Below are 17,461 nucleotides of genomic sequence, written 5' to 3' on the forward strand. Positions count from 1 at the left end.
CTGCATTCCTCTATCAAGCGTCCGGCTGGGCCTGGAACGGGGTCTCTTTGTCGGTGCGCTCTTTCTTGCCGAGGGCGGCGTAGCCGACCTTGAGGGCGAAGAACAGAATGCTGAAGACCACGACCAGGAACAGCACGGTCAGGGTGGCGTTGGTGTACGCGTTGAAAATCACGTGCTGCATCTGCCCGATGTCCTTGGCCGGAGCCAGGACCTGACCAGCGTCCAGCGCGGTGCTGTACTTGTTGGCCAGGGCCAGGAAGCCGACTGCCGGGTTCGGGTCGAACAGCTTGATCAGGCCCGCGGTGGTGGTGCAGATCAGCAGCCACACGGCCGGGACCAGGGTGACCCAGATGTACTGCTGGCGCTTCATCTTGATCAGGACCACGGTGCCCAGCATCAGGGCGATACCCGCGAGCATCTGGTTGGAGATGCCGAACAGCGGCCACAGGGTGTTGATGCCCCCCAGCGGATCGATCACGCCCTGGTACAGCAGGTAGCCCCAGAGCGCCACGCAACCGGCGGTGGCGAGCAGGTTGGCGCCCCACGATTCGGTACGTTTCAGCGCCGGGACGAAACTGCCCAGCAGGTCCTGGAGCATGAAGCGCCCGGCACGGGTACCGGCGTCCACCGCAGTGAGGATGAACAGCGCCTCGAAGAGGATCGCGAAGTGGTACCAGAAGGCCATGGTGTTTTCACCCGGCAGCACCTGGTGGAGGATCTGCGCGATACCCACCGCCAGGGTCGGCGCACCACCGGCACGGGCCAGGATGGTGTGCTCGCCGATGTCGCGGGCGGTCGCTTCCAGTTGTTCCGGGGTGATGGTGAAGCCCCAGCTGCTGACCGTCTGCGCTACCGAGACCACGTCGGCACCGACCACGGCGGCCGGGCTGTTCATGGCGAAGTAGACGCCCGGCTCGATCACCGAAGCAGCGACCATGGCCATGATGGCGACGAAGGACTCCATCAGCATGCCGCCGTAGCCGATGTAACGGGCGTTGACCTCGTTATCCAGCAGCTTCGGCGTGGTCCCCGAGGAGATCAGCGCGTGGAAGCCGGACACCGCGCCACAGGCGATGGTGATGAACAGGAACGGGAACAGGGTGCCTTTCCAGACCGGACCGGTGCCGTCGGTGAACTGGGTCAGCGCCGGCATTTTCAGCTCGGGGGCGATGATCAGGATGCCGATGGCCAGACCGACGATGGTGCCGATCTTGAGGAAGGTGGAGAGGTAGTCACGCGGTGCCAGCACCAGCCAGACCGGCAGGACGGCGGCAACGAAACCGTAGCCCACCAGCATCCAGGTGATCTGCACGCCAGTGAAGGTGAACGCCGGGCCCCACACCGGATCTGCAGCCACCTGGCCCCCCAGCCAGATCGACAGCAGCAGCAGGACCACGCCGATGATCGAAATCTCACCGATATGGCCCGGGCGGATGTAGCGCATATAGATGCCCATGAACATCGCGATCGGGATGGTCGCCATCACGGTGAACATACCCCACGGGCTCTCGGCCAGGGCTTTCACCACGATCAGCGCCAGCACCGCGAGGATGATGATCATGATCAGGAAGCAGCCGAACAGGGCGATGGTCCCCGGGATGCGGCCCATCTCCTCGCGCACCATGTCGCCCAGGGAGCGGCCGTTGCGGCGGGTGGAGAGGAACAGGATCATGAAGTCCTGTACCGCACCGGCCAGGACCACACCGGCGATCAGCCAGAGCGTACCCGGCAGGTAGCCCATCTGCGCGGCGAGTACCGGGCCCACCAGCGGGCCGGCGCCGGCAATGGCAGCGAAGTGGTGACCGAAGAGGATGTGCTTGTTGGTCGGGACATAGTCCAGGCCATCGTTGTTGAGCACCGCCGGGGTGGCCCGACGGGGATCGAGTTGCATCACCTTGGTGGCGATGAACAGGCTGTAGTAACGGTACGCAACCAGATAGATCGCCACCGAGGCGACGACGATCCACAAGGCATTGATGGCTTCACCACGCCGCAGGGCAACCACCCCGAGCGCACAGGCCCCTAGTACTGCCAGCACCAGCCAGGGGATATGGCGGGCCAGGCTATTATTGTTGTTCATGGTTCGCTTCCATAATGGTTTGAAAGGTAGCGCTTCGAGTCTAGCGACACTGGCCGGAAAGGCCAGCCCCAACGTTGGTCTAGAGCCTCCAGAGCCCATGGCCACTAGCCGAGATTGCGCGCCTTGGACGGTGCTGGCAAGCACTACACTATAGTTGTCGGGGCACACCCCCGGAGAGCCGAGCATGAGTGAGCAGAACGAACGCAGACGCTTCAAGCGCATCAACTTCGATGCCCCTACCGAACTGATCCAGGGCGAGCGTCGCTGGCAGGTCGAACTGATCGATATCTCCCTCAAGGGCCTGCTGATCGAATCCCCCGCCAACTGGGATGCCGACGCCGAGCAACCCTTCGCGGCGGTCATCACCCTCAGCCCGGACGCGAAGGTGCACATGCAGGTGCAATTGCGTCATATAGAAGAAGCTCACCTGGGCTTTCTTTGCGTCGCCATCGACCTGCCGTCGATGGAACATCTGCGCCGCCTTGTGGAGCTCAACCTGGCCGACCGCACCGAACTGGAGCGCGAATTCGACCAATTGATCAGGTTTTAAGATCTTTTAGCTTCCTACCCTTTTCACCCTGCCGAGTTTTCCTGTCCACCTGGACAGCTTATTTCGCGCTGTACACGGTTTTTCCTACGCCGTGGTACAGCGCTTTCGCCTTTCTGGAACGATTACTGCAACCGTGATCTGGCCAAATCAATGGCCTTACTGTTTCTGCGCCAATCGATAAATTGTATACAATTCTCCTAGCAATACTTGGCAACAGATGTCTACAGTAGCGGCACAACAATAAATACCGAGATCCTGCTCCCATGAATACGTCCTCACCAAGCACGTCTTCCACCGCGCCTCGTCCGGAAGACGAAAACCTCGGCCTGGGTGCCAACGTCGCTTATGGTCTGCAACACGTTCTGACGATGTATGGCGGTATCGTTGCGGTGCCGCTGATTCTTGGCCAGGCTGCTGGCCTGGGCCCTGCCGAGATCGGTCTGCTGATTGCCGCATCGCTGTTCGCCGGTGGCCTGGCCACCCTCCTGCAAACCCTCGGCCTGCCGTTCTTCGGTTGCCAGTTGCCGCTGGTCCAGGGCGTATCGTTCGCCGGCGTGGCGACCATGGGCGCGATCCTCTCCACCGAAGGCGGCGGCGGTCTGCCGGGCGTGCTCGGTGCGGTAATGGCGGCCTCGTTCCTCGGCTTCCTGATCACCCCGATCTTCTCGCGCATCACCAAGTACTTCCCGCCGCTGGTGACCGGCATCGTCATCACCACCATCGGCCTGACCCTGATGCCGGTCGCGGCGCGCTGGGTGATGGGCGGCAACAGCAAGTCGCCGGAATTCGGCAGCATGGAGAACATCGGCCTGGCGGCCCTGACCTTCACCTTCGTGCTGGCCCTGAGCAAACTCGGCAGCGCCTCGATCTCGCGCCTGTCGATCCTCCTGGCGATGGTCATCGGCACCCTGATCGCCTGGTCGCTGGGCATGGCCGACTTCAGCAAGGTGCTGGACGGTCCGCTGGTAGCCATGCCGTCGCCGTTCCATTTCGGCATGCCGACCTTCCACATCGCCGCGATCCTGTCGATGTGCATCGTGATCATCGTGACCCTGGTGGAAACCTCGGCGGACATCCTTGCCGTCGGTGAAATCATCGAGACCAAGGTCGACTCCCGCCGCCTCGGCGACGGCCTGCGGGCCGACATGGCGTCGAGCATCCTGGCGCCGATCTTCGGCTCCTTCACCCAGAGCGCCTTCGCCCAGAACGTCGGCCTGGTCGCCGTCACCGGCGTCAAGAGCCGCTACGTGGTCGCCACCGGTGGCGTGATCCTGGTGATCCTCGGCCTGCTGCCGATCATGGGTCGGGTGATTGCCGCGGTACCGACCTCGGTACTGGGCGGCGCGGGCATCGTGCTCTTTGGCACCGTGGCGGCGAGCGGTATCCGCACCCTGTCCAAGGTCGAGTACAAGAACAACATGAACCTGATCATCGTCGCCGCCTCCCTGGGCTTCGGCATGATCCCGATCGCGGCACCGAACTTCTACGATCACTTCCCGAACTGGTTCGAAACCATCTTCCACTCCGGCATCAGCTCGGCAGCGATCATGGCGATTTCCCTGAACCTGCTGTTCAACCACTTCAAGGTCGGCAACTCCGATCAGCAATCGGTGTTCGCTGCCGGCTACGAGCGCACCGTCGTCTACTCCGATATCTCTGCCCTGCGTGACGGCGACTACTTCAAGGACGGCAAGCTGTTCGATGCCGAAGGGAAGGAAATCCCGATGGTGGCCGAAGATGAACATGCCGGAACGGCGCCGCGACGAAAGGCTGTCGCCGAGCACTGATGACACGGCAGTAACCGGGGGCCGGTGCGCAAGCACTGGCCCTTTTTTTGCCTGTGTGGAATCTGGTTGTCTGGACCGGCCTCATCGCTGGCAAGCCAGCTCCCACAAGGTCCTGCGGCGCACGCGGTCCCTGTGGGAGCTGGCTTGCCAGCGATAGGGCCATCAGCAACGACACCAGTCTTCCTGCCTCACCGACTGGCGAAATACCGATCCAGCCGCTGCAAATCACTGGCTTCCAGGGTCCCCGCCAGATAGTGCACCTGCAACCACGCCCGCAAGTAGTCATGCCGCGCCTGGGCCAGGTCTCGCCGCGCGCCATACAGCTGTTGCTCGGCATTCAGCACATCGAGATTGACCCGCTCCCCGCCCGCCACGCTCTTGCGTGTCGCTTCGATCAGGCGATCCGCCGACTCCACCGCCAATTCATAGGCCCGGATCTTCGCCACGCTGCTGGCGCACAGGTTGAACTGCTTACGCAGCTCGTTGAGGGTTTCGCTGAGCAGGCCGTCCAACTGGTACTGCACCTCGTCACGCTGCGCCGCCGCCTGCCGGGTCGCCGCCGAAACACCCCCACCAGCGAACAACGGCACGCTGAGCTGGATGCCGATGCTGTCGGTGTCATAACGCTGGTTATAGGTGCTCTCCGAACTGGAACTGGAACGCCCTGTACTGGCATAGGCACTGAGGCTCGGCAGGTGCCCGGCGCGATTGCGCTCGACGCCCTGGTCCGCTGCTTCGACGGCATGCCGCTGGGCGATCAGCTGGGCGTTGTTGCTTACCGCCAGGTTGCGCCAGTGCTCGAAGTTGCCCGGCGCCAGCGGGTCCACCTTGAAGCCGGCCGCCAGGGGCGCGAGATCTTCAACCTCCAGCGGTTCGCCAACGATGGCCTGCAAGGTGCGCAGCGCGGCATCGAGAGTGTCCGTCGCCTCGATCTCCTGGGCCTTGGCCAGCTCGTAGCGGGCATGGGTTTCCAGAACGTCGGTGCGGGTGCCCTCGCCGCCTTTCAACAGCCGCTCGTTGAGGGTCAGTTGCTCGGCATAGGCCCGGCGCTGGGCCTGGGCCAGGGCGATCTGCTCGTTGGCAAACAGCGCCTCGCTGTAGGCCTGGAACAGCCGCACCACCAGCTCCTGCCCGCGCCCGCGAAACTGCGCATCGGCCAGCAACGCCTTGGCCACGCCCTGGCGATACTCGGCCCAGGCGCCGTAGTCGAACAGCGGCTGCTGCAGGGTCAGGGTCGAGGAATAACTGCGGTAGTCACGCTGCTGGGTGATATTCCCGACCGTGGTCGATTGGGTCACCTCGGAGTCGTTGCGCGCATTGCTGTAGCGGTACGACAGGTTGGGCAACAGCCTGGCCCGGCCAATGGCGCGGTACTCCAGCCCGGCATCGCGCTCGGCAATGGCGGCGTGGAAGGTTGGGTCGTTGCGCAGGGCCAGGGCGAAGGCATCGCTCAGATCGACGGCCGCCGCCGGCAAGCTCAGGCCCAGCAACACGAAGCAGGACAACAGGCGCATCATTCCTCCGCCAGGGCGACATGGGCCCGGTCGGTCAACGGCTTGAACAAGTAGTTGAGCATCGAGCGTTCACCCGTCCGCACGAAGGCCTCCACCGGCATGCCCGGGCGGATGTCCTGGCCGGCCAGTTGCTGCTGCCCTTCTGCGCCGACGCGCACACGCACCTGGTAATAAGGCTGGCCATTTTTCTCGTCCAGCAGGCGGTCGGCTGACACCAGGGTCACCTCGCCCTCGACCCGCGGCGTGGTGCTCTGGTTGAAGGCCACGAACAACAACTCCACTGGCAGCCCCGGGTGCAGGCGGTCCACCAGCTCCACCGAAGCCCGGGCATCCACCAGCAGCGGCACATCGCGGGGGACGATCTCCATCAGCGACTGCCCGCGGGCGATCACCCCACCATTGGTGAACACGCTGGACCCCACCACCGTGCCGCTGGCCGGAGCCTTGATCTCGGTGCTGGCCAGATCGAAGGCGGCGCTGCGCAGGCGGTTGTCGAGATCGGCGGCATTGGACTGCGCCTCGGTGAGCTGCTGGCTGACCTCGCGCTGGTATTCCTGCTGACGCTGGCCGATGCGCAGTTTCAACTCCTGCAACTGGCGGCGGGTGCGGCCGATATTACCCAGGTCCTCTGAAATCGAGCCGTTGACCTGGGCGAACAGGCGCTCGCTTTCCAGCAGGCGATTGCGCGGGATGTAACCGTCCCGGGCCAGCTCGCGCAGGCCCTGCAACTGTTCCTGCAGGGCGCTGCGCTGGTCCTGCTTCGCCGCCATCGAGCCTTGCAGGCCGTCGAGGCTGGCCTGGGAGCCGGCGATGCTTTCACGCATGCCGCCGAGTTCCATTTCCAGCGCCTGGCGACGACTGCCCAGCAGTTGCCGCTGGGTTTCCAGGATCGCCGCCAGCCAGGGTTCGCCGGCGTCCTTCAGCAACTCCGGCGAGTACTGCACCGCGCTTTGTCCATCCCGCTCGGCGACCAGGCGGGCCTGCATGGCCCGGGCGGTGAGCAACTGCACCCGCAGCGATTCGTACTGGGCCCGGGCCTGGGTCGGGTCCAGGCGCAACAGCACCTGGCCGGCCGTGACCTGGTCACCATCGCGCACCAGCAGTTGTTCGATCACCCCGCCGGTGGGGTGCTGCACCGCCTGGCGGCTGCCGGCGACCACCACGTTGCCGGACAGCGGCACGCCCTTGTCCAGCGGGGCCAGCGCGGCCCAGAGCATGAAGCCGCCAAAGCCGGCGATGACCATCCAGCGCCCGATACGCGCAGGGCGGCGCTCGTCCATGGCGAGGACATTGTTGGGAAGAGGAGCGGTTGCAGTCATCGATCAGGCTCTCGGTGTGCCGTAGCTCATGCTGACGCTGGCAGGGCTGCGCAGCGCGGTGGGGCCGGGGACAGCGGCAGGACGGGCGGCTTTCTGCAGGTCCTGGAGCACCCGCACGGTGGGCCCGAAGGCCTGCAACTGGCCGTTCTGCAGGACCAGCAGCTTCTCCAGGCCGGACAGCAGCGCCGGCTTGTGGGTGATCAGGATCAGCGTGCGGCGCGCCTCGCGGACCTTGGCCACCGCAGCGAGCAAGGCCTGTTCGCCGGCTTCGTCGAGGTTGGAATTGGGCTCGTCGAGGACGATCAACGCCGGTAGCCAGTACAACGCCCGGGCCAGGCCGATGCGCTGGCGCTGGCCGCCGGAAAGACCGCTGCCGCCCTCGCCCAGCACGGTGTCATAGCCCGCCGGGAACTTGAGGATCATGTCGTGCACCCCGGCCAGTTGCGCGGCAGCGACCACCGCATCGGCGTCCACCTCGCCAAGCCGGGCGATGTTCTCGGCGATGCTGCCAGCGAACAGTTGCACGTCCTGGGGCAGGTAGCCGATATGCTGGCCGAGCAGGCTTTTGTCCCAGCGTTGCAGGTCGGCGCCGTCCAGGCGCACCTTGCCGTCAAAGGGATTGGCAGCACCTACGAGCAACCGGGCCAGGGTGGATTTGCCGGAACCGGAAGCGCCGATGATGCCCAGGGAATCACCGGGCTCAAGGGCGAAGCCAAGATTGCTCAGGCAGGGCTTGCGTGTACCCGGCAGCAACGCGGTGACCTGCTCGACGGACAGGCGGCCGGTGGGCGCCGGCAGCGGCATGCCCTCGGGACGCGGCGGTTGCGCCTGCAACAGTTCGTTGAGGCGGACATAGGCCTGGCGTGCCGAACCCCACTGGCGCCAGACCGCGATCAACTGGTCGATGGGCGCCAGCACCCGGCCCATCAGGATCGAGCCGGCGACCATCATGCCCGGGCTGACCTGCTTCTCCAGCGCCAGCCAGGCACCGAGGCCGAGGACCAGGGATTGCAGGGTCAGGCGCAGGGTCTTGGATACGGCGGTCACCGCCGCGGCGCGCTCGCTGCCATGGTTCTGCAGGCCGAGAAAGCCGTGGTGCAGTGCGGTCCAGCGCTGGCGGACCACGCCGAGCATGCCCATGGCTTCCATCGCCTCGGCATTGCGCAGGTTGCCGCTGGCCTGTAAACCGGCCTGCTGGGACAGTTGCCCGGCTTCGGCGAAGGGCTTTTGCGTCAGGCGCTCGTTGAGCCAGGCCAGGACCGTCAGCAGCACCGCACCGACCAACGCCATCAGCCCCAGCCAGGGGCTGAACAGGAACATCACCGCGAGGTACACCGGGAACCACGGCGCATCGAAGAAGGCGAACAGCGCCTGGCCAGTGGCGAACTGGCGCAGGCTGGTCAGGTCCGCCAGCACCTGGCCGGCGGCGCCCTTGCTACCGGCCAGGCTGGCTTCATAGGCGGCCTGGAACACCCGGGGGTTGAGGCGCAGGTCCATCTGCGTGCCGAGGCGGATCACCACCAGGCTGCGCACCCACTCCAGCAGGCCCATGAAGGCGAACAGGCCGACCACCATCAGGCTGAGCATCAGCAGGGTCATCTCGTTGCCCGAGGACAGCACCCGGTCGTAGACCTGCAGCATGTACAGGGCCGGCGCCAGCATCAGCAGGTTGATCACCGCGGTGAACAGGCCGACATTGGCAAAGCCGGCGCGGCAGGCCTTGAGCGCCTTGCGCACTTCGTTGCCCGAAACGGGAGCGGTTCCCATTGCTTGGATTCCTCGCAGACGACGACGGCAGGCGATTGCAATCAGCCCACCCTCGCCACAGAATTCGCACCACCGCAGCCTGGGCCCGGCAAAGACACGGGCTGCGGGGTAAATGCAGCAGATCAGCGAATGCCAGGGTGACCTGCCATTCGCTTTTTATTGCCTGCTATCAAGCCGCCAGGGCCAGGTCGTCGACCTGGGACTGGACGCCGACGGCGGTGGCCGAGGCAGCGTTGATGGCTGCAGTGATGTCGGCGAAGGTGTTGTCGGTGGACACGCCATAGGTCGCCAGCAGGTTGTCCAGCACGCCTTCCAGGGCAGTGGTGTTGCCTTGCATCAGGCCGAAAATGGTCTGGTGGACTTCGTTGCCGGTACGGCCGGCACCCAGCGCAGCATCCAGGTCCAGACCGGCGAAGGTCACCACGTCCTGTTGCAGGGTGAAGTCGCTGCCTTGACCGCCGCCCAGGCCATAACCCAGGGAGACTTCATCCAGCGAACCCCACAGGTAGTGGTTGAGGTTGCTGTTGGCCGGAACACCTGGGGTGAACACATAGTGCAGACCGTTCGCGGTATCGCTACCGGCAATGAACGCGTACTCGGAGCCATTGGCACCATGGGTGGCGTACTCGCTGCCGTCGTAGGTACCAGTGTTGAACCCACCAGTGTTGCTATTGCCATGACCGGCGGTGAAGAAACCGGTGGCCCACTCCGACAGGTACTGGTCGACGGTGTAGTTGGCGAAGACGGCATCGTAAGTAACGGAAAGGCTCATAACTGTTCCTCTGAACGTTTTGGTGGTTTGACGAAGGCTCCTGCCTTCGTTTTTGTCCTGAAGGACAAAAGGGTTGGCCGTGCCCGGTCAGGGCGCGGGGAAATCAGAATTTGTATTCCAGCATCCCGGTCAGGGTCCGACCGCGGGCCAGGGAAAGGTTGTTGACGTCACCCATCGCCACGAAGTAAGCCTCATCGGTCGCGTTTTCCAGGGCCATGGACAGGTTGATCTGTGGCGTCATCCAATAGCTGGCGAAGAGGTCGTAGACCTTGTATTTCGGCCACATGGCCTGGTCGAGCGTGGCGTAGGTGTGGTCATTGAGGTTCTCGCCGTTGCCCTTGCTGTAGCGCAGCCGGGCACCGACATCGAGCTGGTTGTCGAGGAAGCGCATACCCAGGGTCAACGAGCCGCGATCAGCGGGCATGTAGGTGGCGTTACCCATGATGTTGCCGCAGGTAATCTGGTTGCTCATGGCGTCGTTGGGCACCGCCTGGTTGACCGCGAACTGACGCATCACGATACGGTTGCCCACCTGTACCGGACGGGTCACGGTGCCGACACGCACCGTGGATTTCGCCCCGCCCATGTAGAACTGGCGCGAACAGAAGTCGTTGCTGCCGATCATGTGGGTGTAGGCAAGCCGGCCGTAATAACGGCCCGCGTCGTAGTCCAGGGCGTACTCGACACCGCGGAAGCGCGTGGTCTCCTGGTTGTTCTGGTAGGCCATCCGTCCCAACCCGATACCCGAGGCGGTTTCGTCCGGCAGGCTGACGTTGACGTCGAGGAACGAGAAGTTGTCGATCCGGGTGTCGAAGTACGCCACCTTCAGACCGAAGCGGTCTCCCTCGCGCAGCAGCGAATCCTTGAAGATATTGAAACCGAGCTCCCAGTCGTGAGAGGTCTCCGGCTTGAGGAAGGGGTTGGGATACACCATCTCGGAACTGCTGCCGCCATGCGCGCGACCGGTCATGAATACTTCGGTAACCGCCGGTGCACGCCAGCCGCGCCCCCATCGCGTATAGAGTTGCAACCAGTCCACACCCGGTTTGACTGCGATGCCGAAGGTCGGCGAAAAGCGACCCTGCTCGGTGGTCTCGTCGAAGATCAGGTGCTGCTGTGTCTTGGCCGGCCCTCCGGTTTCATAGGGCCCTTCCGGATACATCCACAACGTCATGCCGCTTTCGCCGCTCAGGCGATAACGGTCATAGCGCAGACCCGCATCCAGCGTCAGCCAAGCGTCATGCTCGTATTGCGCATGGGTGAACAGGCTCGCCGTCAGCTTCTTGCCTTCCGGGGTAGCGCCCTGGACATAGGGGTAAGCCTGTTCGTTTGGCGCGGCCACACGATCGGTCGCCGGTTTGAAACTGTCCTGGAAAAGCTCGGTGCCGTAGTTCAGGGTCAGTTTGTCGCTCGCACCGATGTAGAAGCGCGAGGTGTTCTGCACTTGCAGACCCCAGGTATCGGTCTGGAAGCGATCATTGTAGGCCGCGAAGCGGTTACCGCTGGACTCACTGGCATCGTTGGCGGCATTCCAGCGATCAAGCCGGGTCGTGACGAAGTAAAGCTTGGCTTTCACATCGATCAGGTCGTTGTCGGGAGTGAAGCTGTAGTCGATCGAGGCGTTCTTGGCGTTGAGGTCGTTGGATCCGCTGCGCTTGTAATAGAAGTCGGTGAGATCGTCCGTGAGCCAGGTCCAGGCATCCTTGCTGTCGGTATCCGTCTCGATATAGCTGAACTGAAGACGCTGATCCTGAGGCAGGTTGATGCCAAGCTTGACCAGTTGCGAGCGCGTCACACTGCCCATGTCGCCCACTTCGCTGTTCAGCCAGTTGTCCCATGCCTCGGGATAGAACTGACGCAGACGGATCTCGGTACCGAGGTTGTCCTTGTTGTTGGTGCCGGCGCGGTAATCGCCAAAGTGGCGCTCGCTGACACCCAGCAACAGGTCGCCCACTTCGTTGCCGAAGGCAAATAACGCACTGCCGTTGAAATAGGTGCCGTTACCCAGCTCGCCGATCCCGTGGCCGGCGCGGATACGACCGCCGTACTCCTTGTCCGGGCCGAGAAATTCGCTGGCTTGCACGGTATTGAAGCTGGCGATGCCGCCGAGCACACCGGCGCCGCCCATACCCGATTGCGAGCCTTTTTCGATCTCGATCGAACTGATGAACTCCGGATCCACCACCATGATGCCGTTGCGCTGCTGGTGGCCGTTGACGTTGAAGTTCTGGCGCATGCCATCGATGTTCATGTTGACCCGGCCGTAGTCCTGCACGCCGCGGATGTTCACCGACAGGCCCTGGTCACGGGGATCCACCGCGGTGTACACGCCTGCAGTTTCCTCCAGCATGTCGGCAGCATGGCGTGGCGGGCGCTTGTCGATCTGCTCGCGGGTGATCACCGCCACCGAGCGCGGTTCGCTGTAGACCCAATCACCATCACCGCGGGACTGGATGCGGGTGGCGCCCAGCTCGATGGACTTGCCATCGTCGGCCAGGCGCTCCAGGCCGACCTGGTCGTTGCCGGTGAAGCGGTAGCGCACCGGGTTGCCGCCGAGCAGCAGGGCCAGGGCTTCGCGGGAGGTGTGCTCGCCATGCAGGCCATCGCTGCGCAGGCCGGCCAGCTTGCGACTGTCGAAGAACACCTGGACCTTGGCCTGCTCGGCGAAGGCCAGCACGGCGCTGTCCAGGGACTGGGCCGGGATGTCGAAGCGGATCAGGGCCGTGCGCTGGGTCGCGCTCGAGGTCGGCTCGGCGGCCTGCACCGCGCCGATCCCCATCGGCAGGGTGCAGACGCCCAGCAGCAGATTGCAGGCCAGGGCAATCCGGTTGAGGCGCAATGGTCGTTGGTTTGGAGTGGTCACTTCATGTGGCTCGCTGTGTTGGCATTTTCTAGTAATGAAAATCAATCTCAACAATCAGACGAGCGGGGTAGGAAAAGTCAGTAAATAAATTTTCGGGAAAATTTCTGCAGGGGATTTTTGTGGGGTATTCGAGGGCCCTATCGCTGGCAAGCCAGCTCCCACAGGGTTCGCATAACCTGTGGGAGCTGGCTTGCCAGCGATGAGGCCCGGGAGAGCAACGAAGAAGAATCAGTAGATCAAGGTCAGCCCAGGCAAATCGACCCGCTTCACCTTCAGCTCATCGGTCAGCATCACCAGCGCCTGGTCCAGGTTGTCCAGGCGGAACATCCCGCTGACCTCGCGCCGCGCCAGCGCCGAATCAGTGATGAGTACATGACCGCCGCGATAGCGGTTGATCTGCTCCGCCACCTGCGCCATCGGCTCGCGTTCGAAGATCAGCAGCCCGCGCTGCCAGGCACTGGCGCGCCGCGGGTCCTGCTCCGGCCAGGCACGAATACCGTGCTGCGGGTCATAGCGCAGGCTCTGCCCCTCCTCCAGCACCCGCTCGGCGACCCCGCTGGCCGGCGGCTCGATCAGGCTGACCCGGGTACTGTGCTCGAGCATCCCGACCCAGCCACCCTGCCCTTCACCGCCAACCACGAAACGCGTGCCCAGCGCCCGGGTGGTCGCCCCGGCGTATTCGACGACGAAAGGCCGCGTCTCCTTGCCAGCGACTGGCGCCGCATCGAACACCGCATCCCCGGACAACAACCGCACGCGCCGCTCGCTATCGCTGTAGGCAAGGCTGATGGCACTGCCACTGTCGAGCTCGACCTTGCTGCCGTCGGGCAGGATGACCTGGCGGATCTCCCCGCGGCTGGTGACATAGTCGGCATTCAGACGCTGGACGATTTCCGGCCCACGATCCACGGCGAATACCGCCACCAGCAACATGGCCGCCGTGCTCGCCACCCAGCGCAGGCGCGAACGCCGACGCCGACCACCAATCGGTCGCGGCGCTTCAGGCAACGCCACAGGCGCCGGCTGCGGCTCATCCAGATGCCCCAGGCGCCCAAGATCGGCCCAGGTCGCCTGGGCGAACGCCAACGCCCGTGCATGACGCGGATCGCACTCACGCCATTCAGCCAAGGCCTGCATCTGTCCGGGACTCAGGCACCCGGCATCCAGCAATACCGCCCACTCGGCGGCCTGCTCGCGAATTGCTTGCTCTGGCGGGATCTGGCTGCTCACACGGTTCTCTCGAATTCTGCTTATGTAAGGGCTGACGTCTGAAGGCGCATTTCCCAGTAAACCGTTCGTCATCCCGGTTCCTGCAGACACTGCATGACATAGGCCAGGGCCTTGGACAGATGCTTCTGCACCGAGCTGTCGGAGATTTCCAGGCGCCGGGCGACCTCGGCGTGGGTCAGCCCTTCGAGGCGGTTGAGGCGGAAGATCTCCCGGGTCCGCGGCGGCAGTTCGTTCATTGCCGCGCGCAGGCGGCGCATATGCTGCTCGGCGGCGGTGCTGTCTTCAAGGCCGGGGCTGTCTTCGACGATGCCTTCGAGGGCTTCATGCGGTACCAGATCGGTCTTGCGCCGCTGTTGCTGGCGCAAGTGGTCGATCATCAGGTTGTGCGCCGTGCGGTAAAGGTAGGCCGGCGTATTGTCGATACGCTCGACGGACTGCTGCTCCGCCAGGCGCAGGAAACTTTCCTGCACCAGGTCGGCCGCCAGCTGCGGGTCGCGCACCTTGCGCGTGAGCAGGCCCTGCAGGCTTTTCGCGTGCTTGAGGAACAGGCGCTTGAGGTCGGACTCCGCCACGCGAACTCCAGGAGGCTATCGGAAGGGAGGCGCCATGCTACTCGTTAGTGAGAATCACTTGCAAGAAGTCCGCGCCGCCTGTCCTATTCCTCGAAGAGTGCGTCGAGGGCCTGTTCCAGGCGGGTGACCGCGATCACCTGAAGGCCCGCCGGCGCTTCCTTCGGCGCATTGCCCTTGGGCACGATGGCGCGCTTGAAGCCGTGCTTGGCCGCTTCCTTCAGGCGCTCCTGGCCGCTCGGCACCGGACGCACCTCGCCCGACAGGCCGATCTCGCCGAACACCAGCAAGCCCTGGGACAGCGGCCTGTTGCGCAGGCTGGACATCACGGCCGCGATCAGCGCCAGGTCGGACGCGGTCTCCAGCACCTTGACCCCGCCGACCACGTTGAGGAACACATCCTGGTCGTGGGTAGGAATCCCGCCATGCCGGTGCAGGACCGCCAGCAGCATGGCCAGGCGGTTCTGGTCGAGGCCGAGGGTCACCCGGCGCGGGTTGGCGAGATGGCTGTCGTCCACCAGGGCCTGGACTTCCACCAGCATCGGCCGGGTGCCTTCCCAGGTCGCCATGACCACGCTACCCGGAACTTCGTCCTGGGTGCGGGTGAGAAAGATCGCCGAAGGGTTGGAGACTTCCTTCAGGCCACGGTCGGTCATGCCGAACACGCCCAGTTCGTTGACCGCGCCGAAGCGGTTCTTCACCGCCCGCAGCAGGCGCAGGCGGCCGTCGGATTCGCCCTCGAAATACAGCACGGTGTCGACCATATGCTCCAGCACCCGCGGGCCGGCCAGGGCGCCTTCCTTGGTCACGTGGCCGACCAGGAAGATCGCCGTGCCGCTCTGCTTGGCGTAGCGCACCAGCAGCGCCGCGCTTTCACGCACCTGGGCAACGCCGCCGGGCGCCGATTGCAGTTGCTCGGTGAAGATGGTCTGGATCGAGTCGATCACCATGACCTTGGGTTTTTCGCTGCGGGCGGTGGCAATGATGCTTTCGATGCAGGTCTCGGTCATCACCCGCAACTGGTCCAGCGGCAGGCCCAGCCGCCGGCCGCGCATGGCCACCTGCTGCTGGGACTCTTCGCCGGTGACGTACAGCGCCGGCATGCGCGCGGCGATATGGCAAAGGGTCTGCAGGAGGATGGTCGACTTGCCGATCCCGGGGTCGCCGCCGATCAGCACCACCGAACCGTCCACCAGGCCGCCGCCGAGCACCCGGTCGAGTTCGGCGCTGGCGGTGGAGAAGCGCGGGATCTCCTCGATGGAGACTTCGGCCAGGGTCTTGATCTGCGCCTGTTGCCCGGCCCAGCCGGTGCGGCCGCTGGGCGCTGCAGCGCCGCCACTCTCGATCATGGTCTCGGTCAGGGTGTTCCAGGCGCCGCATTCACTGCATTGGCCGGCCCACTTCGGGAAGGTCGCACCGCACTCGGTGCAGCCGTACAAGCGCTTGGCCTTGGCCATGGGCAATCTCCTGGAAAAAGTCGCCATGATAGCCGCCGCGCCGGGACGGGTGCCAATCGCAAGCAAACCATTGGCTATCAGCGGGGTCATTTGTAATCGACGCAACGCATGAAGCGCTTCGCTGAATTACACTGCGTCGACCCACCTTCAATTGTTACAAGGAATAAACCATGGGCATGATCAGTGAATTCAAAGCCTTTGCGGTCAAGGGCAATGTCGTCGACATGGCCGTCGGTATCATCATCGGCGCCGCCTTCGGCAAAATCGTTTCATCTTTCGTCGGCGACGTGGTGATGCCACCCCTGGGCCTGTTGATTGGCGGAGTGGATTTCAGTGACCTGGCGATCACCCTGAAAGCGGCGCAAGGGGATACGCCGGCGGTGGTAATGGCCTACGGCAAGTTCATCCAGACGGTGGTGGACTTCCTGATCGTGGCGTTCGCGATCTTCATGGGGGTGAAGGCGATCAACCGGTTGAAGCGTGAAGAGGCCGTTGCGCCGTCGGTGCCGCCTGCGCCGACGCCGCAGGAGACCTTGCTGACCGAGATCCGGGATTTGCTCAAGGCTCAGAACAACAAGCCCTGAAGGCTTGCACGATACCTGTGGGAGCTGGCTTGCCAGCGATAGCGGTAGTGAATTCACCATTGCAATCGCTGGCAAGCCAGCTCCCACAGGGTCCTGCGCAAGGCAGTTACCAATAGGTTTCGACCGCCACCTGCCCCGGCCGCCGGCTCAGGCTCAGGTTCAGCCCCCGCGCCTTGAGCACCTGCCGGGTGTCGTCGATCATCTGCGGATTGCCACACAGCATCACCCGCGAATGCTCGGGAATCAGCTCCAGCCCTGCAGCCCGCTCCAGCTCGCCATTCTCGATCAGCGTAGTGATCCGTCCATTCAGCGCCCCCGGATGCTCCTCGCGGGTCACCACCGGGATGAACTGCAACTTGCCGGCATATTCCGCCAGGTACTCGCGCTGCTCCAGCCCGGCAATCAAATCCAGGTAGGCCAGCTCACGGGCTTCACGCACCGAATACACCAGCTTGATCGTCTCGAACCGCTCCCAGGCTTCGAAGTCCTGGAGGATCGACAGGAACGGCGCGATCCCGGTCCCGGTGGCCAGCAACCACAGATCACGACCGTCGACAAAGCGATCGAGGGTCAGGTAGCCGAACGCCTGGCGGTCGATCAGCAATTCGTCGCCCTCGCGCAGGCGGCTCAGTTCGCTGGTGAACTCACCACCCAGAACGACGATGGAATAGAAATCCAGGTGTTCGTCGAACGGCGACGACACCATCGAATAAGCCCGCCAGACCACGCTGCCATCTGCCTTGCTCACGCCCAGGCGGGCGAACTGGCCGGCGCGGAAACGGAAACCGGCATCGCGGGTGGTGCGCAGGCTGAACAGGCTGGGGGTCAGCGGCTGGACGTCGAGCAGGGTTTGGCGGGTGTATTTCTCCGCGCTGGCAGTCATGGTTCGCTCCACAAATCAGGTGCGCCCAGTTTCGCCCAAAGCCGTGGGAATAAACACCACCGGTTTGTAGTGGCATGCCGTGTTTG

At 64.0% G+C, this 17,461-nt stretch carries 13 protein-coding genes; 3 read left to right on the forward strand and 10 right to left on the reverse strand.

Features of this window, described 5'->3' with window-relative positions; all coding sequences use genetic code 11:
* Positions 1-13: 13 nt before the first annotated feature.
* Positions 14-2,080 (reverse strand): carbon starvation CstA family protein, encoded by a 2,067-nt coding sequence (locus tag PSEMO_RS02160; protein ID WP_075801517.1) that lies wholly within the window; start codon positions 2,078-2,080, stop codon positions 14-16.
* Between the two features lie 184 nt (positions 2,081-2,264).
* Between PSEMO_RS02160 and PSEMO_RS02165 the strand changes: the two genes are divergently transcribed.
* Entirely contained in the window at positions 2,265-2,630 is a 366-nt protein-coding gene (locus PSEMO_RS02165; protein WP_075801518.1) for a PilZ domain-containing protein, read from the forward strand.
* A 263-nt stretch (positions 2,631-2,893) separates the two neighbouring features.
* Positions 2,894-4,417: a nucleobase:cation symporter-2 family protein gene (locus PSEMO_RS02170; RefSeq protein ID WP_075801519.1), complete on the forward strand. Its 1,524-nt coding sequence runs from the start codon at positions 2,894-2,896 to the stop codon at positions 4,415-4,417.
* Between the two features lie 188 nt (positions 4,418-4,605).
* Here PSEMO_RS02170 and PSEMO_RS02175 read toward each other — a convergent pair whose 3' ends face one another.
* The 8 genes from PSEMO_RS02175 to radA all read right to left on the reverse strand — a co-directional run bounded on the left by PSEMO_RS02175 (position 4,606) and on the right by radA (position 15,908).
* Positions 4,606-5,931, reverse strand: a complete 1,326-nt coding sequence (locus tag PSEMO_RS02175) for a TolC family outer membrane protein (protein WP_075801520.1) — start codon at positions 5,929-5,931, stop codon at positions 4,606-4,608.
* Positions 5,931-7,250: an HlyD family type I secretion periplasmic adaptor subunit gene (locus PSEMO_RS02180; RefSeq protein WP_075801521.1), complete on the reverse strand. Its 1,320-nt coding sequence runs from the start codon at positions 7,248-7,250 to the stop codon at positions 5,931-5,933. The genes PSEMO_RS02175 and PSEMO_RS02180 overlap by 1 nt, the downstream gene beginning before the upstream one ends.
* 3 nt (positions 7,251-7,253) lie before the next feature.
* Positions 7,254-9,017: a type I secretion system permease/ATPase gene (locus tag PSEMO_RS02185; RefSeq protein WP_075801522.1), complete on the reverse strand. Its 1,764-nt coding sequence runs from the start codon at positions 9,015-9,017 to the stop codon at positions 7,254-7,256.
* A gap of 169 nt (positions 9,018-9,186) precedes the next feature.
* Positions 9,187-9,789, reverse strand: coding sequence for a heme acquisition protein HasA (locus tag PSEMO_RS02190; RefSeq protein ID WP_075801523.1), 603 nt, complete (start codon positions 9,787-9,789; stop codon positions 9,187-9,189).
* A 103-nt stretch (positions 9,790-9,892) separates the two neighbouring features.
* Positions 9,893-12,568 (reverse strand): TonB-dependent receptor, encoded by a 2,676-nt coding sequence (locus PSEMO_RS02195; protein WP_081430185.1) that lies wholly within the window; start codon positions 12,566-12,568, stop codon positions 9,893-9,895.
* A gap of 312 nt (positions 12,569-12,880) precedes the next feature.
* Entirely contained in the window at positions 12,881-13,882 is a 1,002-nt protein-coding gene (locus PSEMO_RS02200) for a FecR family protein (RefSeq protein WP_075801525.1), read from the reverse strand.
* Positions 13,883-13,950: 68 nt separating this feature from the next.
* Positions 13,951-14,454 (reverse strand): RNA polymerase sigma factor, encoded by a 504-nt coding sequence (locus PSEMO_RS02205; RefSeq protein ID WP_075801526.1) that lies wholly within the window; start codon positions 14,452-14,454, stop codon positions 13,951-13,953.
* Positions 14,455-14,537: 83 nt separating this feature from the next.
* Positions 14,538-15,908, reverse strand: a complete 1,371-nt coding sequence (gene radA, locus PSEMO_RS02210) for a DNA repair protein RadA (RefSeq protein WP_075801527.1) — start codon at positions 15,906-15,908, stop codon at positions 14,538-14,540.
* Positions 15,909-16,078: 170 nt separating this feature from the next.
* Between radA and mscL the strand changes: the two genes are divergently transcribed.
* Positions 16,079-16,492 (forward strand): large-conductance mechanosensitive channel protein MscL, encoded by a 414-nt coding sequence (gene mscL, locus PSEMO_RS02215; RefSeq protein WP_075801528.1) that lies wholly within the window; start codon positions 16,079-16,081, stop codon positions 16,490-16,492.
* Between the two features lie 106 nt (positions 16,493-16,598).
* Here mscL and PSEMO_RS02220 read toward each other — a convergent pair whose 3' ends face one another.
* Positions 16,599-17,375: a ferredoxin--NADP reductase gene (locus PSEMO_RS02220; RefSeq protein ID WP_075801529.1), complete on the reverse strand. Its 777-nt coding sequence runs from the start codon at positions 17,373-17,375 to the stop codon at positions 16,599-16,601.
* Positions 17,376-17,461 lie beyond the last annotated feature (86 nt).

This window comes from Pseudomonas putida, assembly GCF_001941965.1.
GTDB classification, from domain to species: domain Bacteria; phylum Pseudomonadota; class Gammaproteobacteria; order Pseudomonadales; family Pseudomonadaceae; genus Aquipseudomonas; species Aquipseudomonas putida_L.

Coding starts and splice junctions, on each gene's coding strand:
- PSEMO_RS02160 (WP_075801517.1), bottom strand. CDS start 2,080: ATGAACAACAATAATAGCCTGGCCCGCCATATCCCCTGGCTGGTGCTG.
- PSEMO_RS02165 (WP_075801518.1), top strand. CDS start 2,265: ATGAGTGAGCAGAACGAACGCAGACGCTTCAAGCGCATCAACTTCGAT.
- PSEMO_RS02170 (WP_075801519.1), top strand. CDS start 2,894: ATGAATACGTCCTCACCAAGCACGTCTTCCACCGCGCCTCGTCCGGAA.
- PSEMO_RS02175 (WP_075801520.1), bottom strand. CDS start 5,931: ATGCGCCTGTTGTCCTGCTTCGTGTTGCTGGGCCTGAGCTTGCCGGCG.
- PSEMO_RS02180 (WP_075801521.1), bottom strand. CDS start 7,250: ATGACTGCAACCGCTCCTCTTCCCAACAATGTCCTCGCCATGGACGAG.
- PSEMO_RS02185 (WP_075801522.1), bottom strand. CDS start 9,017: ATGGGAACCGCTCCCGTTTCGGGCAACGAAGTGCGCAAGGCGCTCAAG.
- PSEMO_RS02190 (WP_075801523.1), bottom strand. CDS start 9,789: ATGAGCCTTTCCGTTACTTACGATGCCGTCTTCGCCAACTACACCGTC.
- PSEMO_RS02195 (WP_081430185.1), bottom strand. CDS start 12,568: ATGGGGATCGGCGCGGTGCAGGCCGCCGAGCCGACCTCGAGCGCGACC.
- radA (WP_075801527.1), bottom strand. CDS start 15,908: ATGGCCAAGGCCAAGCGCTTGTACGGCTGCACCGAGTGCGGTGCGACC.
- mscL (WP_075801528.1), top strand. CDS start 16,079: ATGGGCATGATCAGTGAATTCAAAGCCTTTGCGGTCAAGGGCAATGTC.
- PSEMO_RS02220 (WP_075801529.1), bottom strand. CDS start 17,375: ATGACTGCCAGCGCGGAGAAATACACCCGCCAAACCCTGCTCGACGTC.